The organism is Wolbachia endosymbiont of Laodelphax striatellus (assembly GCF_007115015.1).
Lineage (GTDB): Bacteria > Pseudomonadota > Alphaproteobacteria > Rickettsiales > Anaplasmataceae > Wolbachia.
The window spans coordinates 1,229,490-1,253,914 of record NZ_MUIX01000001.1; the positions used below are offsets into that span (position 1 = coordinate 1,229,490).

The 24,425-nt window shown below is 35.1% G+C and carries 22 protein-coding genes, 1 tRNA gene and 1 pseudogene; 15 read left to right on the forward strand and 9 right to left on the reverse strand.

The features are described 5' to 3' along the window. Positions 1-48: 48 nt before the first annotated feature. From rpsB to BVG17_RS06010, 5 genes are all read left to right on the forward strand, one after another. Positions 49-864 (forward strand): 30S ribosomal protein S2, encoded by an 816-nt coding sequence (rpsB, locus tag BVG17_RS05990; protein ID WP_063631090.1) that lies wholly within the window; start codon positions 49-51, stop codon positions 862-864. Continuing rightward, entirely contained in the window at positions 861-1,706 is an 846-nt protein-coding gene (tsf, locus tag BVG17_RS05995) for a translation elongation factor Ts (protein WP_063631085.1), read from the forward strand. Before rpsB ends, tsf begins: the two co-directional genes overlap by 4 nt. Then, on the forward strand, positions 1,690-2,433 hold the full coding sequence (gene pyrH / locus BVG17_RS06000; RefSeq protein ID WP_039950243.1) for a UMP kinase: 744 nt from the start codon (positions 1,690-1,692) through the stop codon (positions 2,431-2,433). The genes tsf and pyrH overlap by 17 nt, the downstream gene beginning before the upstream one ends. Before the next feature lie 7 nt (positions 2,434-2,440). After that, complete coding sequence (frr, locus tag BVG17_RS06005) at positions 2,441-2,998, forward strand: ribosome recycling factor (protein WP_017532537.1); 558 nt, start codon at positions 2,441-2,443, stop codon at positions 2,996-2,998. A 193-nt stretch (positions 2,999-3,191) separates the two neighbouring features. Further along, a complete protein-coding gene (locus tag BVG17_RS06010) occupies positions 3,192-4,208 on the forward strand; it encodes a substrate-binding domain-containing protein (protein ID WP_063631086.1) in 1,017 nt (338 codons plus the stop codon). A gap of 102 nt (positions 4,209-4,310) precedes the next feature. Here BVG17_RS06010 and BVG17_RS09655 read toward each other — a convergent pair whose 3' ends face one another. Beyond that, positions 4,311-5,552 (reverse strand): hypothetical protein, encoded by a 1,242-nt coding sequence (locus tag BVG17_RS09655; protein ID WP_241654183.1) that lies wholly within the window; start codon positions 5,550-5,552, stop codon positions 4,311-4,313. A gap of 178 nt (positions 5,553-5,730) precedes the next feature. On the opposite strand from BVG17_RS09655, the gene BVG17_RS06020 reads away from it, so the two are divergent. Together BVG17_RS06020 and dcd are read left to right on the forward strand one after the other, a co-directional pair. Then, positions 5,731-7,188, forward strand: a complete 1,458-nt coding sequence (locus tag BVG17_RS06020) for a TrkH family potassium uptake protein (RefSeq protein WP_063631087.1) — start codon at positions 5,731-5,733, stop codon at positions 7,186-7,188. Between the two features lie 71 nt (positions 7,189-7,259). Next, positions 7,260-7,817 carry a dCTP deaminase gene (gene dcd / locus BVG17_RS06025; RefSeq protein WP_063631088.1) on the forward strand — a complete coding sequence of 186 codons (558 nt, stop codon included), beginning with the start codon at positions 7,260-7,262 and terminating at the stop codon, positions 7,815-7,817. On the opposite strand, the gene BVG17_RS06030 is transcribed toward dcd, so the two are convergent. The 7 genes and pseudogenes from BVG17_RS06030 to BVG17_RS06055 all read right to left on the reverse strand — a co-directional run bounded on the left by BVG17_RS06030 (position 7,818) and on the right by BVG17_RS06055 (position 13,102). Then, positions 7,818-8,843: a hypothetical protein gene (locus BVG17_RS06030; protein WP_063631089.1), complete on the reverse strand. Its 1,026-nt coding sequence runs from the start codon at positions 8,841-8,843 to the stop codon at positions 7,818-7,820. It abuts the gene before it with no gap. 103 nt (positions 8,844-8,946) lie between these two features. Further along, positions 8,947-9,075, reverse strand: a pseudogene (locus BVG17_RS09660) (Rpn family recombination-promoting nuclease/putative transposase); the annotation flags it as partial. Beyond that, positions 9,072-9,806 (reverse strand): group II intron maturase-specific domain-containing protein, encoded by a 735-nt coding sequence (locus BVG17_RS06035; RefSeq protein ID WP_241654096.1) that lies wholly within the window; start codon positions 9,804-9,806, stop codon positions 9,072-9,074. The gene BVG17_RS06035 and the pseudogene BVG17_RS09660, both read right to left, overlap by 4 nt. A 53-nt stretch (positions 9,807-9,859) precedes the next feature. Then, on the reverse strand, positions 9,860-11,104 hold the full coding sequence (ltrA, locus tag BVG17_RS06040; protein ID WP_143688722.1) for a group II intron reverse transcriptase/maturase: 1,245 nt from the start codon (positions 11,102-11,104) through the stop codon (positions 9,860-9,862). A gap of 45 nt (positions 11,105-11,149) precedes the next feature. Continuing rightward, positions 11,150-11,272: a hypothetical protein gene (locus BVG17_RS09995; RefSeq protein WP_255447005.1), complete on the reverse strand. Its 123-nt coding sequence runs from the start codon at positions 11,270-11,272 to the stop codon at positions 11,150-11,152. A gap of 345 nt (positions 11,273-11,617) precedes the next feature. Next, positions 11,618-12,469, reverse strand: coding sequence for a reverse transcriptase domain-containing protein (locus BVG17_RS06045; protein WP_241654095.1), 852 nt, complete (start codon positions 12,467-12,469; stop codon positions 11,618-11,620). A 435-nt stretch (positions 12,470-12,904) separates the two neighbouring features. After that, positions 12,905-13,102 carry a hypothetical protein gene (locus BVG17_RS06055; RefSeq protein ID WP_230609272.1) on the reverse strand — a complete coding sequence of 66 codons (198 nt, stop codon included), beginning with the start codon at positions 13,100-13,102 and terminating at the stop codon, positions 12,905-12,907. A gap of 99 nt (positions 13,103-13,201) precedes the next feature. Between BVG17_RS06055 and BVG17_RS06060 the strand changes: the two genes are divergently transcribed. From BVG17_RS06060 to BVG17_RS06095, 8 genes are all read left to right on the forward strand, one after another. Continuing rightward, a tRNA-Leu gene (locus tag BVG17_RS06060) sits at positions 13,202-13,289 on the forward strand. Between the two features lie 29 nt (positions 13,290-13,318). After that, complete coding sequence (locus tag BVG17_RS06065; RefSeq protein WP_063631212.1) at positions 13,319-14,401, forward strand: GTP cyclohydrolase II; 1,083 nt, start codon at positions 13,319-13,321, stop codon at positions 14,399-14,401. Positions 14,402-14,473: 72 nt separating this feature from the next. Next, the gene (locus BVG17_RS06070) at positions 14,474-15,154 is read left to right on the forward strand and encodes a VirB8 family type IV secretion system protein (protein WP_007302609.1); all 681 of its coding nucleotides are present in this window, start codon (positions 14,474-14,476) and stop codon (positions 15,152-15,154) included. Beyond that, on the forward strand, positions 15,141-15,932 hold the full coding sequence (virB9, locus tag BVG17_RS06075) for a P-type conjugative transfer protein VirB9 (protein ID WP_019236950.1): 792 nt from the start codon (positions 15,141-15,143) through the stop codon (positions 15,930-15,932). Before BVG17_RS06070 ends, virB9 begins: the two co-directional genes overlap by 14 nt. Before the next feature lie 16 nt (positions 15,933-15,948). Continuing rightward, entirely contained in the window at positions 15,949-17,460 is a 1,512-nt protein-coding gene (locus tag BVG17_RS06080) for a TraB/TrbI/VirB10 family type IV secretion system protein (RefSeq protein WP_063631198.1), read from the forward strand. A gap of 1 nt (position 17,461) precedes the next feature. Then, positions 17,462-18,454, forward strand: a complete 993-nt coding sequence (gene virB11, locus BVG17_RS06085) for a P-type DNA transfer ATPase VirB11 (RefSeq protein ID WP_007302612.1) — start codon at positions 17,462-17,464, stop codon at positions 18,452-18,454. A gap of 30 nt (positions 18,455-18,484) precedes the next feature. Further along, positions 18,485-20,503 carry a type IV secretory system conjugative DNA transfer family protein gene (locus tag BVG17_RS06090; protein WP_063631199.1) on the forward strand — a complete coding sequence of 673 codons (2,019 nt, stop codon included), beginning with the start codon at positions 18,485-18,487 and terminating at the stop codon, positions 20,501-20,503. A 100-nt stretch (positions 20,504-20,603) separates the two neighbouring features. Next, positions 20,604-21,488: a P44/Msp2 family outer membrane protein gene (locus BVG17_RS06095; RefSeq protein WP_063631200.1), complete on the forward strand. Its 885-nt coding sequence runs from the start codon at positions 20,604-20,606 to the stop codon at positions 21,486-21,488. Between the two features lie 175 nt (positions 21,489-21,663). On the opposite strand, the gene topA is transcribed toward BVG17_RS06095, so the two are convergent. Beyond that, positions 21,664-24,114 carry a type I DNA topoisomerase gene (gene topA / locus BVG17_RS06100; RefSeq protein ID WP_063631201.1) on the reverse strand — a complete coding sequence of 817 codons (2,451 nt, stop codon included), beginning with the start codon at positions 24,112-24,114 and terminating at the stop codon, positions 21,664-21,666. Positions 24,115-24,425: the final 311 nt, after the last annotated feature.

Below are 24,425 nucleotides of genomic sequence, written 5' to 3' on the forward strand. Positions count from 1 at the left end.
TCCCGTTAGGGTTATGCCATGGAGGATAAACTATTTGGAGGAGTAAATATGACAAATTTGCCTAAAGTCACTATACGTGATTTAGCTGAATCTGGTGTGCATTTTGGCCATAAAGTTAGTCGCTGGAATGCGAAAATGGTCCCATATATATATGGTGTACATCAACAGAATCGTATACACATAATAGACTTACGAAAAACATTACCATTGTTAGAGGCGGCGATGAAAGCTTTATACGATGTTGCATCTCAAGATGGTCGCATTTTATTTGTTGGTACGAAATTTCAAGCTTTAGATATTGTTGCAAGTGAAGCGGTTCGTTGTGGTCAATATTATGTAAATGATCGATGGCTTGGTGGTATGCTTACTAATTGGAACACTGTTTCTTCTTCGATAAAAACTTTGATACAATATGAGAAAATATTAAATGATGAAGATAGTATCTTAACAAAAAAAGAATTAGGAAATATTGAAAAGAAAAGAAAAAAGCTTGATAAAGAATTGGGTGGCATTAGAGAAATGGGAGCAGTTCCTGATATTTTATTCATTATTGATACTAACAAAGAGCATATAGCGGTTAAAGAGGCTAAAAAACTGGGTATTCCTGTAGTTGGAGTACTTGATACCAATTCTGACCCAGATGGTATTACTTATCCTATACCAGGAAATGATGATTCAAGAAAATCAATAGAGCTCTATTGTAAATTAGTTGCTGATTCTATATTAGCTGGAATAGAGTCTAGTTTGACAAGGTCTAGAGTTAAGGATGATGAGCTTATTCAAGAAAAAGAAGAGGATATTGTGCAAACTAAAAAGAAGCGTATTAAGGTTGAAACAGAAAGGGAGGTAATAGTAAGTAAATGAAGATGGATTCAAGTAGTATAAGGGAATTACGCGATAGAACAGGGCTTGGCTTAAGCGATTGTAAGAAAGCGTTAGAAGAGTGTGATGGTGATATTAAGAAAGCCGTTGATAGGTTACGTACAATAGGATTTGCTAAAGCTGACAAAAAGTCTGATAGAGTAGCTTCGGATGGGCTTATTGCTATGTGCTTGGCTAAAAATTATGGTGTATTGGTTAAAGTCAATTGTGAAACTGATTTTGTTGCTAGAAATGAGAAGTTCATAGCATTAGTTTCAAGTTTAGCATCAATTGCTTGTCAAGAACGTTGTACTAATCTTGATGAGTTAAAAAATGCCAAATATGAAGATGTTGGTACAGTGCAGGAAGCTATTATGAGTGGTACATCGGTTCTTGGTGAGAAGTTAGAGTTAAGCAATCTTTGCTACCTAGAAACTAAGGATGGGATTATTGCTGGCTATGTACATGGTGATATGCATGGCTTAGGTAAGATTGGTGCTTTAGTAGCATTGCAATCATCTGGTGATAAACAAGAGATTGGAAAGCAAATAGCTATGCATGTAGTTGCTATGAAACCTGAAGCTTTATCTATAGATGATTTAGATCAAGAAAAATTAAACAATGAGCGTTCTATAATTGAGGAGCAAGTAAAGAGCTTAAATAAACCTGAAGAGGTAGCGAAAAAAATAGTAGATGGACGAATGGCTAAATACTATGAAGAAGTTGTTCTGCTAGAGCAGAAGTTTATAAAAGATGATAAAATGAAGATTGCTGATTTTATAGAATCAAGTGCTGTTAAGTTAGCTAATTATAAGTTACTTACTTTGGATGGTGCAAATAAGTAACAAAACTTCAGAAGTAAAATACCCCAGAGTGTTATTCAAAATCTCTGGGGAGGCTTTGATGGGATCAAAGCTATTTGGCCATGATATGGAAGTTATAGATAAACTATCCAAAGACATAGTTGAAGTTTGTAATCTCGGAGTTCAAGTTTGTATTGTTGTTGGTGGTGGGAATATTTTTCGTGGTGCATCAGCATCTTTAAGTGGCTGTGAAAGAGCAAGCAGTGATTATATTGGAATGCTTGGCACTGTCATTAATGCTTTAATTTTGCAGAATTTTTTAGAAAAAAGCTCTATAGTTTCTAGGGTATTATCTGCTATACCTATGACTACCATATGTGAGCCTTATATAAGAAGGAAGGCTATTCATCATTTAGAAAAAGGTAGAGTTGTCATTTTTGCAGCAGGTACAGGTAACCCATTTTTTACCACAGATACAGCTGCAGCTCTACGTGCTGTTGAAATGAATTGTGATGTTATTCTAAAAGGTACGCAAGTAAGAGGTGTATATTCTGCTGATCCAAAAAAAAATGAGGATGCTGTGATGTATGATAGGCTTTCTTATACAGATTTGCTAACTCGTGATTTAAAAGTTATGGATGCATCAGCAATTTCACTTGCTCGTGAGAATTCTATCCCAATTGTAGTTTTTTCTTTAAAAAGAGAAAAAATGGTTGATATCATTAAGGGTCAAGGCACTTATACTATAGTTTCAGATTGTAAACATTAGGTAATTTATGTTAAACGAAATAAAAGCTAAAACAAAGGAAAGAATGCTAAAAACTATTCAGTCTTTTCACGATGATATGAAAGGTGTACGTACTGGTAGAGCTAACGCATCATTACTTGATGGTATAGTTGTAAATATCTATGGTGGACATCAAAAACTGAACCAAGTTGCAGGCGTCTCAGCTATAGATAACAAAACTCTATCAGTTAAAGTTTGGGATGCTACTGTTATCGGTGAAGTAAAAAATGCGATAATCAATGCTAACCTGAATTTAAATCCTGTTGTTGAAGGAAATACTATACGTATAGTTCTTCCAGACTTAACACAAGAAACTCGTGAAAAATTAGTGAAATTATTGCATCAATTTTCTGAAAATGCACGAGTTGCAATTAGAAATATACGCAGAGATGTTATGGAAGAAATAGAGGAAATGAAGAAAAATAAGGAAATCTCAGAAGATGATTTTCATGTTGCCAAAAAGGAAATACAAAACATTACTGATGATAATGTAAAAAAAGTCGATGATGACTTATCTATTAAAGAAAAGGATATATTGCATCATTAAGTTAATATGAAAGAATTTTTCAGTATTGAAAAACATAAGAGGATTCGATACAGATACAGTTGTATGAATGCTGTGATTCATATCTCATCATTACGCACACGTTTGATCGTTATACCTTTTGAAATCTAGAAAAAAAGCTTTTCAGTTTGATTTTTTATTACGATAATTAAGTTTACACTCTTGAGCGAAAACGATGCTGAAACGCCTTTTCCTTATTTTTGCATTTGTATTACTCATCCCACTGTCAAATGTTGATGCTAGAAGATATATCAGAATTGTTGGATCTTCAACTGTTTTTCCTTTTATCTCATTTGTATCTGAGGAATTCAGTCGTATATTTCCCTTTAAAACTCCAGTTGTAGAATCGATAGGAAGTGGATCAGGGTTCAAAATGTTTTGTTCAGGAATAGGGAAAGGCACACCAGATATCACCACTTCATCTCGCCCTATGAAGGAAGTAGAGAGAGAATTATGCAAAAGAAATAAAGTGAATGAGGTAATAGAGATCATAATCGGCTATGATGGAATTGTTATTGCAAATTCAAATCAAAGCCATAGATTTGATTTTACAAAAAATGACCTGTTTGAAACTTTATCTGCATATTCTGAAGACAATGATAGATTAGTAAAGAATAACAAGAAATTTTGGTCTGATGTAAATCAAGCTCTACCAAAAACAGAAATTAAAATCTATGGTCCACATCAAAATACAGGTACACATGAAACTTTGATTAATTTTATTATGCTTGATCAATATTCATGCATGAACTCAAGGATTTTCAAAGAGAATTATCAAGACCAAGAAAAAAGAAAGAAAGCATGTAGTAATATCAGAGATGATGGAAGGTATATAGAAGTTGGAATTAATGAAAACATAATAATACAAAAATTGAAGAGCAATAAAAATGCTTTAGGAATATTTAGCTTCAGCTTTTTAGCGAAAAACCAAGATGAGATTCAAGGGAGCACAATCGCAGGAATTGAGCCAACTTATAAAAATATATCATCGGGGGAGTATATGTTAGCAAGGCCTTTATATCTTTATATAAAGAAAGAACACTTAGATACTGTTGATGGATTAAGGGAATTCATTAGAGAAGTTGTAGACTCTATTAGTACTGAAGGTGGATATTTATCTAGGCTTGGCTTAATTCCACTTTCAAGCGAAAATATAAAAAAAGTCTTGGAAAAGGTTCGTGATATAATATGATGACTTTGATATTTTTTTATTCTGGATACTAGGTTAAAAATAGAACGTTTAAATTTCTTGTTTTTATTGTTATCATACTTAGGTTTCCTAAGAACTTATTTACTACAAAATACAACAAGTTCTATTTATTTGAGAAAGTTGTGCGTCTTGTAGAACAGATTTTGTTGTAGGTTTCTCTGTAGCTATTTCAAGGTTTTCTTCTATGCTTTTTTGTTCTGTGTAATCTTTAACTTCTTGAATGAAATCTTCAAGCCACTTCTCACTACCTATCTTAGCATGTCGTTGTTGCTCACCTTTAAGAAGTTTTATTACAGCTGCATCTTGATTTTCAGGAGCTCTTTGATTTTTAAGCCACGAGTCACGAATATCAGGAGGAGCTTTTTTCAAATGAGCTTCAAAGGTTGCTTTTGTGTCTTTTGTACTTTCTTCTTGTTGATCTTGATGGAATTTAAACCAGAAATTGCGAATATCAGGAGAAGCTTTATCCCAAAGAAGTTTAGTAATTTCTTTTATATTTCTCAGATCTTCTTGTTTCAATCTTTTACCATCACCTATATATCGTTTATTAAGACCAACTTGCAGAGGATAAAGTAAAAGGGTAGTTTTGCTCTGTGAGTATATAGGTCTATTTAAAATCATTTCTAGATTTGTATCACAATCTTCTAATACTGCTTTAACTTTTTCAATTTTCAAAGAATTTATTGCTTCACATAATTTGCAATGAAGGGTACCTATTCTTCCTAAATTTTCCACTTTTTGCATAGCTCTATCACGAATATCATTTTTCTGATGAGATTCTTCATAAGTTCGTTTGGTAGCTTTTTCAGTGCACTTTCTATTATAATTCTCAATTTCTGGAATAAATTTTTTAACATCAAAATTTGAACTATAATTAGCTGATTTGATTGCACTATCACTCAAGAAGACACGAGTGTTTTTATCAGCTTTATCCCAAAATGCCTTAATGATATCTCCTTCTTGTTTTAAAATAGCAAAATCTAAGATAGTATAATTACCATCGAACTTACTCCTTAAAACCTTTTGTGTATAATCTATATCCTCCTCAGAATTAATTTTTTTGATTATGTTTAGGACTTCTCGAAGACTGCTATTCACAACTGCAAAACGTAATGAATTTTGAGTTGCTTTACGCTTATTCCATAAAGCATTAGTGTATTCATTAGCTTTCTGCTGAAGTGTCTGAATGATTTCTTCATTTCCTATGGATTTAGCAACATCAAAGATTGTACGACCACTCGGGAATTGGCTTCTGAAAACCTTTTGTATATTACTGTAAGAATTAATATTTAATATATTCTGGACCTCTTGAAGATTGTTATTCAAAATTGCAAAATATAATGATTCTTGAGTTTTAATAAGGCCACAATCTAATACTATACCCTACCTCTATCTCTTATGGCAAATTTAGCGCTATAATTATACGTATTTATAATCAAGTCAAGAGAAAAAATTAGCAAAGCGGTTGAAGTTTTAATAACATATAGCTTTCACAGTACTTTCTATGGAAAATCTGCAAGTTTTACGTTTAATTGCGTTTATTGTGGGAATTTTTCTATTGTTGTTTGGCGTAGCAATGATTATTCCTGCTATTACTAATAATTATCTAGGTTACGAATGGAAAAATTTTCTGGTTGGATTTATAGTTACCTGCACATTTAGTGCGATTTTTATTCTACTGGGTAAACTAAGTAGGTTACATGGAATGCCGGCAATTTTTGCGATTACCAGTTGTACCTGGATTGCATTATCTCTATTTGCAGCTATTCCATTTTATCTTGATAGTTTAAGCTACATTGATGCACTGTTTGAAGCAGTATCTGGGATTACAGCCACAGGAGCAACTATTCTAAGTTGCATCGAGCAACAATCTCCGGGGATACTACTGTGGAGAGCAATGCTACACGGTATAGGTGGTTTTGGAGTAATTACAGTAGGAATTGCAATTTTTCCCATATTTAAGGTTTTGAGCTTAAATAATTTACTCTATTCTGAGTACTCAGATGCTCTTAAAAGAAAGTTACCACATACGCGAAGCGTAGTAATACATATTGCAGAAATATATTACTGCCTAATTTTATTGTGCATATTTTCGTACTATCTAGCTGGCATGACATTATTTGACGCAGTATGTCACGGAATGTCCGCTGTATCAACTGGTGGATTTGCTAACTATAACGATTCTATAGGCTACTACAATAACCCTATATTGGAGGTCATAACAATTATCTTTATGATTTTAGGCTCTTTACCTTTTCTGAGCTATTTAAAAATTATAAGACGATTAGACGTTTGTTATGATGAACAGGTCTCTTACTTTATTAAGATAGTTGTTATCTCATCTTTGCTTGCTTGTTTTTGGTTATATAAAAATTTTGACTTAGGAGTATTTTTATCATTTAGGTACAGCACATTCACCATTACCTCCTCTATCACATCAACTGGCTATGTAATGTGCAACTACTTGAATTGGAGCTTTATTTCAGTCTTAGCTTTCTTTTTAGCCTTTATTGGTGGATGTGGTGGTTCTGCTAGTGGTGGAATCAAAATCTTCCGTTTAGTCATTTTTCTAAAGTCTATAAGGAAGTACTTTAGCTCTTTATTAAATCCAAGTGAAAGCGATAGAGTAAAACTCAATGGTAAAATACTGGAAAATGATGAAGTTCAATCCGTCTTTACGTTTTTTGCGATTTACATGTTAACGTTCACTATATCATCAATAGTGATGTCTTGCTTGAGCAATGCGGACTTTATAACTAGCATCAGCTCTGTTTCTGCAATGCTTACAAATTCTGGCCCAGGATTTAGTAACCTAATAGGTCCTTCAGGTAATTATTCCTCCTTTAGTGGTGGAGTAAAGCTATTTCTATCGTTTTTGATGCTGCTTGGCAGGCTTGAAATATTGCCAATTTATTTTTGTATAGGTAGTTTATACTGGAAACTTTGCCATTCCAGAGTGTAACGCTAATTCAGGTTTACATTTAAATTCTATTACATATTATTATAAGTATTACAAAACTTTAAAGGACAATTATGGCAGTTATGCCAGATAAATGGATAAGGGAAAAGGCTGAAAACTCTAGAATGATAGAGCCTTTTATGAATCATAAAAGCAGTAAGGGTGTTGTATCTTTCGGATTATCATCTTATGGCTATGATGCAAGAGTTAGTAATAAGTTTAAGATTTTTACTAATGTTAATTCAGCTATTGTAGACCCCAAGAATTTTTCTGAGAATAGTTTCATAGATAAGGAAACAGATGTATGTATAATCCCACCAAATAGTTTTGTACTTGCCAGCACGGTGGAATATTTTCGTATACCAAGGAATGTACTGGTAATTTGTGTTGGTAAATCAACTTATGCAAGATGTGGTATTATAGTAAACGTCACACCTTTGGAGCCTGGATGGGAAGGTCACGTCACACTTGAATTCTCTAACACTACTCCACTTCCTGCAAAAATTTACGCTAATGAAGGAGCATGCCAATTTGTGTTTTTAAGCGGCGAAAGTGAGTGTGAGAAGTCATATGATGATATGAAAGGAAAATATATGAATCAGTGTGGCATCACTTTGCCGCTGGTGAAGTGATTACTTTATAAAGCAAGATATTGTTGGTTTATATTGAAGATTACCAAAATGCTCTTTTATTAGTTCATCACATCTTTTATCGCCTAAAACTGCACGTGCAGAGTGATTTTTAAATGATTCTATAAAGCTAATAAAGAAATTTGTAGAAGGATTACTTAAAGCTTCTGCAACTTCTTTTTTTTCTTTATCATTGGAAAGCCGATTAAATAATTCTTCACCTTTTTTTTGTAGATCATTTTCAAACTCTTGTTTTACAGTAGCCTTATCCGCTCTTTGCAAGAAGAAAAATTCTTCAAAAGTGTACAAGGAAGAGACAATACTGTTAAAGGTACCAGTAAAACATGCACTGCCAACAAGTACTCCATATTCTGTTTGCGATTCTACTAAATGTTTAACCAGTTGATATTTTCTCTGTGATATGCGGGTATTAATATCTATATTATCATCAGCACTTTTTTTATTTTCATCTTTACAAGCTTTCCAAACCAAATTTAAAACTTGCTTCAATGTTAATCCGCTTCCACTATGTGTATCAGGGTTGTTTTTTATACGCTCCAAGCACTTAAGTGCATGTTTTTTCTCATCTTCTGTGAGTTGATCTTTATCCACAGCTTTTTGTGTACCATTTGCTATACACTCTAACTGATCAATAAATCCTTCTATTTCCTCTATAAACTTATCATCAACATCAGGCTCGCCATAGTTTTCTTTTAGCTTTTGAACGTTAATATTAATTGCATCATTTACATTAGTATCATGCGTTGTTTGTGGGACACGCACTGCCTCCATAAATGCTTCAGTTCTTTGCTCTAACCATTCTGGTAATTTGCCTCCTGCAAGAAGATATAGCTTACCCAATGCTTGAGCAACTAGAATTAACGCTATGACAAAAACAATAAATGCTATGAGTAATACTACAGCTAAACCAATGACTAGCCATCTCACAGGGGCTAGTAAAATATCTCTTGCTTTTTTTAAATTTGAAGGTCTTTGTATGTTGTCTGGTGTATTTACCGTCAACGGCATAATTAATTTTAAATAGTCTTACTATCAAATATAATATATTTCTCTTATTCTGTCAACTCACATTTCTACTTCTGTACTTTTTCATTCTTTCTTCTAATTACTATAGATGGTCAGGTAAGGAAGCAGTATTACTACTACTCCCTCCCTTAGAAACGCAGCATGCAGGTTTCCCCACACTACGCTTGAGCCCCTTATCTAAGTTCTTCTTTTCTAGAACCGGCTTGTCCTTCATGATTCCTCAGGAAACATCATTCTTAATGGTGACACCAACAGTAGAGAACCTTCTCTTGAAAAGGAGCTTGCTAACATTCTTGTTCGTTTCACTCTCTCATCAAAATACTTTTTCCATTTTAAGTCAAGGGGATTTGCATCCGCTCTGATTTTAACATGTCGTCTGATAGGTATATCAATCAGCTTAAGCAGTCTTAAATACCGTATCTCTTTTGGTTTGTTCTTGCATATGGGTGCAGCAAAAACCCATTGGCGTTGACCCATTACTTTGAAGTAACGATTCTTTATCCAACGTAATCCTTTACGAGGATGTCTTTTCTTTGCCCATTTCCATAAACTATGCCAAATTTCATTGTCGATCTTTCTAAACGCTTTTTTAGCACACACATGGTGATAGTAATTTCCCCATCCTCTCAGTAGAGAGTTGAGTGACTTAATTACTATAGCCTGAGTGTTCGCTATATTTGCTTTTATCAATGTACGTGCTTTATTAAGAAGTCTTTTAATACTTTCTTTCGAAGGTTTAATAATTAACTTCTTATTATATCTACGTACATTACAACCAAGAAAGTCAAACCCTGTTGTAATAGATGTAATCTTTGTCTTCTCTTCTGACAGAATTAAACCTCGCTCATGAAGAAAGGATGATACTAAAGGCTTAACTTCCTTTTCCAGTACTTCATGTGTGAAACCTGAAATAATAAGGAGAGTAGACCAGCGGAACTTCTCCACCAGTCTCTCGCAGAACTGTACGGAAACCTCTCGGTTTATACAGCTCCCATTATTTAGCCCTTTGATCCTAACCCAAGTGTCCAATGATAGAAAATATTTGGAGACCTCTTTCTCACTTTTCCTAGAAATTGCTTTGCTAGTCTTCCATGATCTCGAAGTTTCTTATATTTGGTTCTGACCCATCTTATGAGGTATCTCTCTATATTTCTGAGAGATGTATACATCTCCGATTTATAAAACCTGCCATAGTACTGAAACCAGCCTCTGACTATTGGATCTATTTTCTTCGATATTTCCTCTAATGTGGTCCACGTAATCCGATGTATTCTCCATGACTTTATGGTTTTCTTGATCTTCTTCTTGGCTTTGTTGCTGATTGCAGGTAGAAATGAAACATAACACTCCCCCTTCTTATTCTTTGCTCCTCTAGCTCTAAAGGTATAGCCCAAGAAATCAAAGTTTTGTGTAGGAAACTCATCTCTCCTATTACCATCCTTACAGTACACTATCTGTGTCTTTTCGGGATGTAACCTCAATTTACACTTAGCCAATCTTTCTTCGATCATTACTTTCATAAATTCTGCCTGTCTCTTAGTTCTGCAGTGCACTATCGCATCATCCACATACCTCTCAAATGGTACTGTCGGGTAGTTCTTTTTCATCCATATATCAAACACATGATGCATGAATATATTAGAGATGATTGGGCTAACTGAACCTCCTTGCGGAACTCCTTTATCCCTAACTACCTTACTGCCATCTGCTTGCTGAATGGGGGCTTTCATCCACCTCTCAACATACAGTATGACCCATTTGCAGTCTGTGTGTTTCTTGATAGCCTGCATTGCTAAATCGTGGTCCAGATTGTCGAAGAATCCAGATATATCCAGATCTACTGTCCAATCATTTTTCCAACATCTCTTCCGTGCTGTATATACCGCATCCAATGCAGACTTATTTGGTCTATAACCATATGAATCCTCGTGAAATTTCGGCTCTACTATCGGTTCAAGATACATAGTAGCGGCTGTTTGTGCTACCCTGTCGGACACTGAAGGAACACATAAAGTTCTTTGTCCTCCCGTATCTTTCGGTATTGCAACAGCTTTTACTGGCTCGGGAAAATAACTTCCGGATGACATCCGATTCCATAGTTTGTACAAATTATCTTTTAGATTTTCCTCAAACTTTGTTATCGAGACCTCATCTACACCTGCAGCACCTTTATTTTTCGATACTTGTTTATAAGCTCTCCAAATAAGTTGCTTCGGTATATCAAAAGACTTTGTTTTATTCATTAATTCCTCCCATTACGGTTGACAAAATAATTAAAACTAAATAACTCAGCTCCTTCGCTCCATTTCCATTACAGAAACTTCTTCACTACTATGAGCTAATCCGCCCCTGTTTTTCGCATCGGTACTCTCATCCTCAGAGATCGGCTCTTTGGACTTCTTCCTTATCATCGAAACGACAGGTTCCCGTAGTTCCATGCAATAGCCTAAAATAGATTCACGCCACTTTTATGCCGGACGCCACCCACCCAGTAAACAAGCTCCCGGTAGATTTATCCCAGGTTAACGACTACCCCCTGGTTTTGACGTCGTCTCTACGCTTTCGACACTTCATCAGTGGTTTACTTGCGTTCGTCTCTCTGTTTCATACATGACACATAATTGTGCCTTTTCCATAACGCTCACTACCTTAGCTCTTTACCAAAGCAGCTTATGGCTGTTTGAAGCCTGCTCTTGCAAACCGACTCCGAGGGACCCTCCCTCATCTATTGCATAGCTTCAACACTTCCCGTGTCTCTACAGCGCACAGTCGTCTGCGTACCTGATTACATTCACTCCACTTCTGATTTTTCCTCTTCTTTTGCTACCTAATTTACCAAAGCGACTTTCTAATAACTGTTCAAGACCATCTAAGGTAAAGTTAGCTAGTATTGGAGAAATTATACTTCCTTGCGGAGTGCCAGCAGTTGTGGGATACAGAGTTTTCGATTCTAGGAAACCAGCCTTTAACCAACTATGAAGAATTTTCTTTTCCATAGGAATATGCTTCATAAGCCATTCATGGTTAATGTTGTCAAAGCACCCTTTGATATCACCTTCTAGTATCCATTGTGGTCGATTGCGTCTTGCCAGTAATAAGTGACAAGCAGCAATAGCATCCGCGCAGGATCTTTTAGGTCTAAAGCCATAGGAGTGACGATCACTGATCGTTTCAGCTATCGGTTCCAGAGCAAACAGATATAATGCTTGCATCGCTCTATCTTTTATCGTGGGTATACCGAGAGGCCTTCTTTTGCCATTAGATTTACTGATATAAATTCGTTTGAGCGGAGAAGGTTTATATCCTCTTTGTTTTAACAGCTTTATTCCTTGAAATTTAGCATTGCAAGTTGACCATAGTTGACGATCTACACCTGCTGTGGTTTTTCCTTGGTTTTCAGTTACTCTCTTAACAGCCAAAGCTTTTCCGCTAAAAGAGCGTGTGAGAAGATGTTGTAAAGCTTTTACCTTACCCCATCTTCCTTCTTGGACAGCCTTAACAATACGTCTTTGTAGCCTCACAATAACTTTCTGGCATTTCTTCCATGGCAATTGCTTCCATGCTTCAAAGCTTTCGGTAGATGCACTTACAGGTTTACTTGTAATCATCTGCTTTCCTACCTTAAGTGGTTAACAAAGTTTCTTGTCACGAGGGACCAAATGGAAGTCTGCTCGTTTTCACGCGAATTAATGTTACAAATTCTATCCATTTCGTTACAAAATGGCATTCGCTTTCTCCATTCTCCTTTACCTGCACTTCCATCAGCATTCCTTGCGGTTTGCTTGCCATGTAGGCGAAAATACAGGCTTACCCTGTTTCTCCAGTCATACAACAGTGGGTTAGGTGGCTTCTCTATACCGGTGGAATTATTATTTGCGTACATCTAGAAATGAAAAATGTAACTTATCCACATTACCTTTTGGTCAGAGCTTATCAGCATCTTTAGCTCCTTAATCATTACGATACTTATGAAGCTTCACTTACGTTCACCATACCACTAGCCTAGCTCTCCAACCACATGATACTTGTAGTTTATGCTCCTCTCACGATTGAGCATCTTCTTTTTCAAGAGGAGGTTCATTGTCCGCATCGCTTGGCACCAACCGGTTGCCCGATTCGCACTGATGCGTAGACTCAGACGGCAAAACATCTGGTTTAATAAGTTTTAGAATCCTTTCAGTTTCTTTCTGAATGAATTCCTCTCCTTTTAAACAATATGACCGAAGACTTTCAGGTCGCACCATTTCCTAAATTATCCTAGTATCAGATTGACACTTTAGATGAAAAATCCTAAAATGGTTAAGTAATTTAAAGTAATTATATAGAAACTAGAATAAAGTGCGGCCGTGGTGGAATTGGTAGACACGCAGCGTTGAGGTCGCTGTGGCTCATAAGGCCTTGGAAGTTCAAGTCTTCTCGGCCGCACCAGTTTTGATCGCTGTTTAATATGGGTAAAAATGTTTATAGGAAATCAGAGTAGCAATAAGGTAGAAAGAGCTATCAGCGAAATCAGGCGCGGTCGGCCAATTGTAATATATGATGAAAGTAATTACCTATTGTTTGCTGCTGCTGAGGTTTTAGAAAGAGATTTATTTAATCAATACAAGCTTATATCAAGTAATGTATATGTTACTTTAACTTCAAGTAACGTAAAATACATATCTCAGAATAAAGAACATAACAGCAAACGTCTGTTGGTAAATAATTTTGATGAACTGCTCTATTTAATAAACTGTTCAAAGGAAGATTGCATGAAAGAGTTGCAATGCTCAAAGACAATAGATGAATGTGCTATTGCCTTGCTTAAGTTCTCAGAATTATTGCCATACGCGTTAGTGGCTGATATGACTTTTGAGAATAACCATGAAATGCGAAATTGGTGCGAGAAAAATGACGTTATTGCACTGGACAAGTCATTCATAAATAATTTTCAAGAAAATCAGGATGTATATGAAGTGTGCAAAACATCATTATTTTTAAAGCAGACTCAAGAAGTAGATATCATATCTTATAGAACCAAAAGTGGCGGAAGAGAACATTATGCAATTATCATTGGCAATCCAGATAAAGATAATGAGCCATTAGTGAGAATTCATTCTTCATGCTATACAGGAGACTTATTAGACAGCTTATCATGTGATTGCAGAAGCCAGTTGCATCAAGCGATTCAAATAATGACTGACTTTGGGAATGGCATTATATTATACTTGATGCAAGATGGGAGAGGCATTGGTTTAACTAATAAGTTAAGAGCATACAGTATGCAAAGAAAATATAATCTTGATACTGTTGATGCAAATAGAGTATTGGGTTTTGAAGATGATGAAAGGAGCTTTGCTGTTGCAGCTAAAATACTTAAGAAATTGAACATTAACAAAATACAATTACTTACAAACAATGGTAGAAAGTTATCAGAGTTGAAAAATAACGGTATAGAAGTTACAAAGTGTGTACCACTTATTATGGAACGCAATGAATATAATGATTCATATATGGAAACAAAATTTGGCAAGTTAGGCCATGGATTAAGGGTTTATTAGCTTTTTTGTTATAACTACTTTGTTAGCTTGCTATGTTAATTAATATAAGTTAAGATTTTTAAGAATATTGAGATGCTGAAATTTTTAAAACAAGAAAAAAGTAATGAGTCATTGGATAAGGATATAAATTGGAATTCAAGTCGCTATAGCACAGTTGTTGCTCAGAGAAATACTTTACTTTTATTTACATTAATATTACTAGTTGCAATTTCTATAAGCATATTAGCTATATTTAAAATTAGCACAAGTAGCACTATTGAGCCATTCGTTATAGAAATTGATAAAAAGTCAGGCATAGTGCAATTGGTTGATCCTGTTACAGTAAAACAATATTCTGCAAATGAAACGCTGAACGATTATTTTATTTCAGAGTATATAAAAGCAAGAGAGGTTTTTGACCCATATAATTATAATTATAATTATTATACAAAAGTAAGGTTGTTTTCTTCGCCTAGTGTATATAGTGAATTTAGCAATTATATAAAATCGCAGAATATGAATGACCTTTTTAATTTATATTCAGATGCTAAAGGTGAGTTAAAAATTCGTTCAATTCAAAAATTAGGTAATGATGCTCTTCAAGTGAGATTTTCTATAGAATTTACACGAAAAGATGGAAATTCCTCAAGGAAAAATAAGATAGTTGTGATGTCGTATAAATATGCATCGCTTGAAATGAATGATCAGCAAAGATATATTAACCCGTTAGGGTTTCAAGTTATTTCATATAGAGTAGATGATGAATATGTGTAGGATATTGTTAGTTTTAGCTTTACTAATAAGTGGTAACTTAAATGCATCTATTAATAATAAACCTATTTCTGTAGATAGTAGAATAAAGACTTTTGTATATAGCCCTAATGAGGTGTTTACAGTAATTTTTAGTCAAGGTTACTATTCTTATATTGAGTTTGCAGAAGGGGAAAAAGTCAAAAATATTGCTGTTGGTGATGCATCAAGTTGGAAAATTAATCCTTATGATAATAAACTGCTTGTCATGCCATTTGAAGTCAGTAGTCGCACTAACATGATTATTACGACAACTAAAAAGAGAAATTACATTTTTGATCTAATTTCAAGACCAAATTACGATAAATACCCAGATACTGATGCTAAAAAAGTGGATCATGATTATTCCGTTGAAAAGGATATATCTTACGTAATACGTTTTTATTATCCTCAAGAAGAAGATGAATTTGATGTTGATTTAGATGAGGTTTCTTTACCTACTCAAATGCAATACATTACAGAAAAGCCAGAAAAAATAATACAAGAAAATAATACGAGGTACAACTATACATATATTGATGAAGGTGGTAACGTAGATATAGTTCCAATTGAGTTATTCGATGATGGTTATTTAACCTATTTAAAGTTTAGAAATAGTAATAAAATTCCTCAGATTTTTATAGAAGGCGAATCCTGTAAAAGGCTGTTATTTGATGATTATGTTGTAATAAAAGGAGTACATAAAAAGCTATTAATGCGTTATGAAGGTAGTGAAGTTGAAGTTATAAATAGGTCACTTTAGTTGTGGTACATATAATATGAGTAAAGAAAGGCATAATAGTGTAGAAGATGAATCAGAGATAGAAAGCAAGGTAGTAACAGTTGGCTCTAATCAAGGTTATAAGGCATTGATGATAGTTATGGTAGCGCTCTTAGTTGGTGGAGTGTACTATCTTTATTTTAGTCCTTCTAATAAAGAGGGTCCAGAGATTGTTAAAAAAGAGGAAACAAAGCAAAACATTCAAGAATTGAAAGGAAAGTTAGAACAAGTTCCAGATAATGTAGTAGTTTCCGAGAGGATAGCAACTGATCTCTTGCCACCCTTACCTCCTCTTCCTATTCCACAAGTCATACCAGAAGTAAAACAAATCAAAAAAGAGGAAGTGACAAAAAAAGAAGAGCAACTAAAAGAAATTCCCTTGTCAAATATACCTGTTTTACCAAAGCAAAATTTTCCTTCTGGTAATGTTATTAGCAATTTGCCTACTTCATTTCCTACAATAGGGGGTGGCGGTTATCCTAGAGACAGACGTAGTGCACAAATGTTAGCAATTTCAGGTAGTAGTGGGGAAGGTAAAGCTACAGATGCTGTTTTATCCAATACCTCAGCACAATCGAGCAAAGCTACCAAAGCTGGAAAGCTTGGTTTAATGATTATTCAAGGTAAAGTTATTGACGCTATTCTTGAAACTGCAATAAGTTCTGACTTACAAGGAATGCTCCGTGCTGTTGTTAGTAGAGACGTTTATGCAGAAACTGGTGATACAATTTTAATACCAAAAGGTTCAAGGTTAATAGGTGGTTATTCATTCGACTCAAATGTTGCAAAAGCCCGCGTGAACATAAATTGGAATAGGATCATTCTTCCTCATGGTATAGATGTTGCTATTTCATCATCTGGTACCGATGAGCTTGGAAGGGCAGGGATAGCTGGAATAGTTGATAATAAAATAGCAAGTGCATTATTCTCTTCAGTGGCACTTGCTGGTGTTTCGATTGGCTCAGCCGTTATAGGACAAAAAGCCTCTAATCTTATCGATGCGCTAACTGCCATGGATGCAGTGAAGTCTATTACTGCAACTGAAATAGATATTTCTTCTCTCAAAGGGGCTATTGTTGAGAGATTGGAGAATTCTATAAAAACTGAAGTTGGGAAGGTAGGAGACGAAAAATGGAAATTGGGTATTAGGGCTATTGAAAAAATTCGAAATGCTAAAAGTGATCAGGATTTGCTGAGAATAATAAAGGAAGAAATAGTAAGTGTGATAAAAAGTTCTGGAGCTAGTGGAGTTGATGCAATTACTAGTGACAATATCGGTATAACTTTAGACGATGTACGTCAACTGTTGAGGCAAACTCAGAAAAGAAGCAAATCTGTTTATGATGAAGCAATTGGGAAGTCAATCAATGATTTTTCCAAAGACATGCGAGATATAGTTGATAGGAGTGTAGATAAAAAACCAACTATTTATGTTAATCAAGGAACTGCATTGAAAGTATTTGTTAACCAAGATATAGTATTTCCTCCACAGTCAATATTAAATAACTGAAATGAACTATGCTGCACTTGATACATACTTGGAGCCATTACAAGGGATATTTCAAGAGGAAGGTGTAAATGAAATATCAATAAATAAACCGAAGGAAGTATGGATTGAAAATCGCGGTGAAATAAGATGCGAAAAGTTAGAAATATTTGATCTTAATCATTTAAAATCTCTGAGCAGGTTGATTGCTCAAGCTACAGAACAAAAACTGAGCGAAGAGACACCGCTGCTTTCAGCTACATTACCAAATGGTTATCGTATACAGATAGTGTTTCCTCCAGCATGTGAGCCTGATAAAGTAGTCATTTCAATTCGCAAACCTTCTTCTATGCAATTGGCATTGGATGATTATGAAAAAATGGGGGCTTTTTCTGAAACTGTTATAGGAGTGACCGATAATCCAGTAGATCGTCACCTAGATTTGCTACTGAAACAAAAAAAAATAAAAGAGTTTTTAGAATATGCTGTAATAAGTAAGAAAAATATCATAATTAGTGGTGGAACTTCCACTGGTAAAACCACTTTTACTAATGCTACTTTGCGTGCTATTCCATCTGAAGAAAGAATTATTACTGTTGAAGATGCAAGAGAGATAGTTTTGAATGATCATCCGAATAGAGTACATCTTATTGCTTCTAAAGGAGGGCAGGGCAGAGCAAAAGTAACCACTCAAGATTTGATAGAAGCGTGCTTACGTTTAAGACCAGATAGAATAATAGTTGGTGAGCTGCGTGGAGCAGAAGCTTTTAGTTTTCTTAGAGCAATAAACACTGGCCACCCAGGGTCAATATCAACTCTTCATGCAGATAGTCCGGCAATGGCTCTTGAGCAAATAAAACTTATGGTTATGCAAGCAAATCTTGGCATTCCCCCAGATCAGATCATACCATACATTAGAAATGTAATTGACATTGTTATTCAACTCAAAAGGACCAGTGGTGGAAAAAGAAGCATTTCTGAAATATTATTTACTAGATCTTCAAATGAAAATACTTAAATTTATACGTAAGTTAAGAAAAAGTAGTTTATGAGTAATGGAAATCACCTACGCAATATTCTCATAGGAGGTGTAGTATCTTTTAGCATACTTGAATTTTGCTTCTATTTGTCTGGTATATTATTCTACCTGTTTGTTGACGGTCCAGATGGTGTAGATTTTAGAGCAATTAATCCTAGCTTGACACCTTTTCCTCAAGCTCTCTGGCCGACAATTTTTGATCATATACAATATTGTTGGCATCATCCAGAGTTATATAGCTTTGAGCTCAAAATTAAATTAGTTGTATCTTCTGTACTGCCTCAAATTGTTTTGATGATTATTTTGTGGAATGTGAGAGAAAGACTAATTGAGTGGCGGCCATTTAAAAAGAAAGAATCACTTCATGGAGATTCACAGTGGGCATCAGAGAAAGATATACGAAAAGCGGGATTAAGAAGCAAAAAAGGTCTATTGCTTGGTAAGGATAAGAGAGGATATTTTATTGCTGATGGGTTTCAGCATGCATTGCTCTTTGCACCTACAGGCTCTGGTAAAGGTGTTGGTTTTGTAATTCCTAATTTGTTATTTTGGAATGATTCGGTAATTGTGCATGATATAAAATTAGAAAACTATGAAATAACAAGTGGTTGGCGAGAGCGACAAGGACAAAAAGTATATGTATGGAACCCAGCTCAGCCAGATGGGGTAAGCCATTGTTATAATCCACTGGAATGGATTAGTGAAAAACCTGGACAGATGGTTGACGATGTGCAAAAAATAGCTAACCTAATCATGCCTGAACAAGATTTTTGGCAAAACGAAGCAAGAAGCTTATTTGTTGGGGTGGTACTATATTTACTTGCTGCACCAGAGAAAGTTAAATCTTTTGGTGAGGTTGTGCGTACGATGCGTAGCGATGACGTAGTTTACAATCTTGCTGTAGTTTTGGACACAATGGGTAAAATAATACATCCGGTAGCGTATATGAACATTGCAGCTTTTTTGCAAAAGGCTGACAAAGAAAGATCAGGTGTTGTGTCAACTATGAACTCGTCGCTTGAATTGTGGGCAAACCCATTGATCGATACTGCAACTGCATCAAGTGATTTTAATATTTTGGATTTTAAAAAGAAGAAAACTACAGTTTATGTTGGTTTAACTCCTGATAACTTAACTAGGCTCAGGCCTTTAATGCAGGTTTTTTACCAACAGGCAACTGAGTTTTTATGTAGAAAATTGCCATCGGATGACGAGCCTTACGGCGTATTATTTTTAATGGATGAGTTTCCAACACTTGGAAAAATGGAGCAATTTCAAACGGGCATCGCATACTTTCGTGGCTATCGAGTAAGGTTATTTTTAATTGTTCAAGATACTGAACAGCTTAAAGGAATATATGAAGAAGCAGGAATGAACTCCTTTTTATCAAACTCAACCTATAGAATAACTTTTGCAGCCAATAATATTGAAACGGCTAATTTGATATCTCAGCTTATAGGAAACAAAACTGTACAACAAGAATCATTAAACAAACCTAAATTTTTAGACTTGAATCCTGCATCAAGATCATTGCATATCTCTGAAACACAGAGAGCATTGCTCTTACCTCAAGAAATTATTATGCTGCCACGTGATGATCAGATAATTTTGATAGAATCGACTTATCCAATTAAGTCAAAGAAAATTTTGTACTATAGTGATAGCACATTCACAAGAAGGCTGATTAAACCAACACGTGTGCCTACACAAGAGCCATATGATCCAAACAAGGTCTTTTCTGCTGCTAACAAAGATAAGATTAGTAATGAAGAAGAGAGTAATGCTATTGAAGCTGCTGATTATCCTGTTGAAGCTAAAACTGAAGATGCAGTATACGATGAGCCAGAGATTGAAGATGGATTTGAAGACGAGGATATTGATGATAAGTTTGAAGGTGGTGATGGGTTTGATGATGAGGAAGACGATGATGGGTTTGATGATGAAGACAGTAAGGATGAATTTGACGATGATGATGAATTTGAAGATGAGGACAAACTAGACGGCAATAAAATCGAGGATAGAGGTTAATTTTACCTATTTTTTAGCTTAGAAAATAATTAGTTTTTTCATATTAAATCATTTTTAATTAATTAGTACTAGATTAGCTATTTTAACTAGAGGAATAGTCATGATGAGTAAAAAAACATTAGCAGTTACAGCACTTGCTTTATTGTTGTCACAACAATCTTTTGCAAGTGAAACAGAAGGATTTTACTTTGGTGGTGGATATTACGGTCAATATTTGAACTTGGGTAAGTTGAAAGCAAAAATTGGAGGCAAAGATGCTACAGATGATAACCGTGTATCTATAAATGACATAGACGCTCAGAGAACAGAAGGTCAGTTAATAAGTAAGTATAAAGGAGATTATAAACCACCTTTTGCTGCAAATGTAACGTTTGGTTACACAGGAGAACTAGGCAATAATAGCTATAGAGCTGAATTGGAAGGGATGTACTCTTCTGTAAAAGTAGATAATATTGGTTTATCAAGTAATCAAGTAACTGTTTCGTATCTAAAAGACGTTGGTGAGAGTGCTAATAAAAAAACTTATATGTATAAAACTGTAATTAATCATGACCAAGTAGAAAACGCATCTGTAATGGCAAATGTTTATCATTATTGGAAAAGTGATAGTTTATCTTTTTCTCCTTATGTTGGAGTTGGAGTCGGTGCAACAAGAATGACAATGTTTGAAAAATCGTCAATAAGACCTGCAGGTCAATTGAAAGCTGGCTTTGATTATCGTATAAACGAAGATGTAAATATGCACATCGGATATAGAGGTTTTGGTGTTCTTGGTAGTAATGTTGATTTTGAAGCAGAGGTGTTAGGAGAAATGAAAGCAAAGCAACCGGTAAACCCAGATGGAAAAAAGATATTAGAATTGAATAAAAGTCAAAAACCATCGGACCAGAAGTTACACAAAGAAAGTATCAGTATAGGCAATCAAGTGTTTCACACACACGGTATAGAAGCTGGTCTTACTTTTCATTTTGCCAGTAAAGCTTGAGACTATTTTCCTGTTAGCACGTCTGCGTCACACGACTGTAGCTGCTAACCAGATGACAACTTTCTCGTTATCTGAATATTTTCTTTCTTGTAATTCAGGCTCTTTTTTTCTCAGTTCCAGCGTGTAGCGCTGGAACAACAATAAAGAACATATAAAGAATGGTTATGCAAGAAGTCTACTTTTTATTCTTAATTAACTCTAAGGCTTTCTTCAGATCTATACTTTCAATATCTGCATTCTTGCCCAAAGCAACGTTTGTTTTACCGCATTTTATATAGAATCCGTACCTACCGTTGCAGATAAAAACTTCTTTTCCCTTTTCATTAAAACCAAGAGATTTTAGCTCTTTGCGTGGGCTGCTCTCAATAATTTGTATAGCTTCGTTTAATTGTGTGTCTAATACCTCCTTAGAGCTTTTTTTAAGAGAAAAGTATCGACCATCATAGAGAATATAGTACCCAAATCGTCCAAGACCTATTTTTACTTCTTTTCCAGTTTCAGGGTGCTCTCCGATTATTTTCGGCAGGGAAAGTAATCGAGTGGCGGTATTTAGATCAATATCATTAACATTTATATCTTTTGGTACAGAAATCTTTTTTTTCTTTTCTGACTCACTATTAAACTCCAGATAAAGTCCAAAAGGACCTTTTTTGATCATTACCTCTTGGCCTGTCACATCATCTATACCCAAACTTTTTGGATATTCTGAATTGTCATTACTGCCCGTAATTTCTTTTGTATGATTGCATGCAGGATAGTTAGAACATCCAAGAAACACACCGGCTTTTCCAAAATTTAATTTCAATATACCACCAGAGCAATTAGGACATTTCTTACCTATTTCTTCCTTTCCTTCCTCTGAGCAAAACCAATTGACTACCAAATCATGAATACCACTAAAAATCTCATCATGTGTCATTTGCTTAACAGAATTTACATGATTAAAAAATGGCACCCAAAAATAGCCTAGTTCTTTTTTCCAATCTGCATGTCCATTTGAGATTGAATCAAGCCTTTCTTCCATTTGTGCTGTAAAGTCATACTCTACACAACGCTGAAAAAAAGTTTCCAAAAATATAGTCACGATTTTACCGCGGCTGCTTGGAATAAATCTTTTGTTATCCAATGAAACATATTCACGATCTTGTAATACCGAAATAATTGTTGCATAAGTTGATGGGCGACCTATACCGACTTCTTCCATTTTTTTTACTATACTCGCTTCACTATAACGAGGTGGCGGTTGAGTAAAGTGCTGTTTCGGATCAACAGAAATCAACTTGCACGCTTCCTCTTCTTTCATGGCAGGTAACAGGCCTTCATTTTCGGCTTCTATGTTATCTTGGTAGACTCTATAAAAACCATCAAAGAATATACTCGATCCACTTGCTCGCAGAATCACTTTCTGGTCAATAGAACTAATTTCAACCACCACTTGATCAAGAATCGCTGATTCCATTTGACTTGCAATGGTTCTTTTCCAGATTAAATCGTACAATTTAAATTGCTCTGGCGTTAAGTAATCCTTAATACTACCCGGCGTTCTATTAATATCAGTTGGCCGGATTGCTTCATGTGCTTCTTGAGCATTTTTGACCTTTTTTACATATTTACGAGGAGACTGCGGTAAATATTTATCACCATATAACGACTTAATTGACCCTCTAATTGAGTTTATAGCCTCATCTGCAATATGAAACCCATCTGTACGCATGTAAGTTATCAACCCTACGATTTCACCACCAATATTGATACCTTCATATAAATTTTGCGCTACTCGCATAACATTTTTCACATTAAAATACAGTTTATTCACTGCATCTTGCTGAAGACTTGAGGTGATAAATGGAGGAAGCGGGTTTCTCTTAACTTGCTTGCGTTCTACTGTGCTTACAGCATACTGCCTTGACTCGATCTCCCTGACTAAGTTCTTTGCCTCTTCTTCATTCTTAATATCAAATTTTTCTAGCTTTTTATTGTCATAGTGGCTTAGCATAGCAAAAAAAGCCTCATCTTTGCTATTTTGCATTTCTGCCTTTATGCTCCAATACTCCTGTGTTATAAACTTACTGATTTCATCCTCTCGTTCGCATATAAGCTTTAATGCAACAGACTGCACTCGCCCTGCAGATTTGCTTCCCGACAATTTTGTCCACAGCAGCGGTGACAAGCTAAATCCAACTAGATAATCCAAAGCTCTGCGTGCTTGCTGTGCACGCACTAAGTCCATATTAATTTCACGTGGATTTTTTATAGCTTCTTGCACTGCTCTTTTTGTTATTTCGTTAAAGACTACTCTATGAATGTTGCTTTCATCATTGATTGCTTTTCTTTCCTTTAGTGCCTCTATCACATTCCAAGCTATTGCTTCCCCTTCTCTGTCTGGATCTGTTGCAAGGTATATATCTGATGTTTTACTAGCTTCCTTGACTAACTCTTTTACATACTTTTCTGCTTTTTCAATAATCTCATACTTCATGGCAAAGTCATTATCAGGATCAACAGAACCATTCTTCGCTGGCAGATCTCTGACGTGGCCAAAAGATGCAGCCACTTTGAATTCTTTACTCAAATATTTACCTATCGTCTTTGCCTTTGCTGGCGACTCAACTATTAATAATGCCATAATTATTAGTACTTAAAGGTAATATGTTGAAATATATAGAATAAAAAGTAAAAAAATATTTTAATGGTCTTTCCAATTTTTCTAAGTAATTGTTTGATGTTCGCAAAAAAACTAATGAAAGAACCTGCTTTATAAATTTTTTCAACTCCCTTACCATAAGGATAACGCTATACTATTTATCTTCGTCTGTGCAGATTAAACGACAAAAGCATAACACAGTTGTCGTCTTATTTTTAATTTTTTGCACTATGTGCATCTTATTTCTTTACAAAACTTCCAGTTTTTTAACCATATAAGCTGAAACGGGCTGT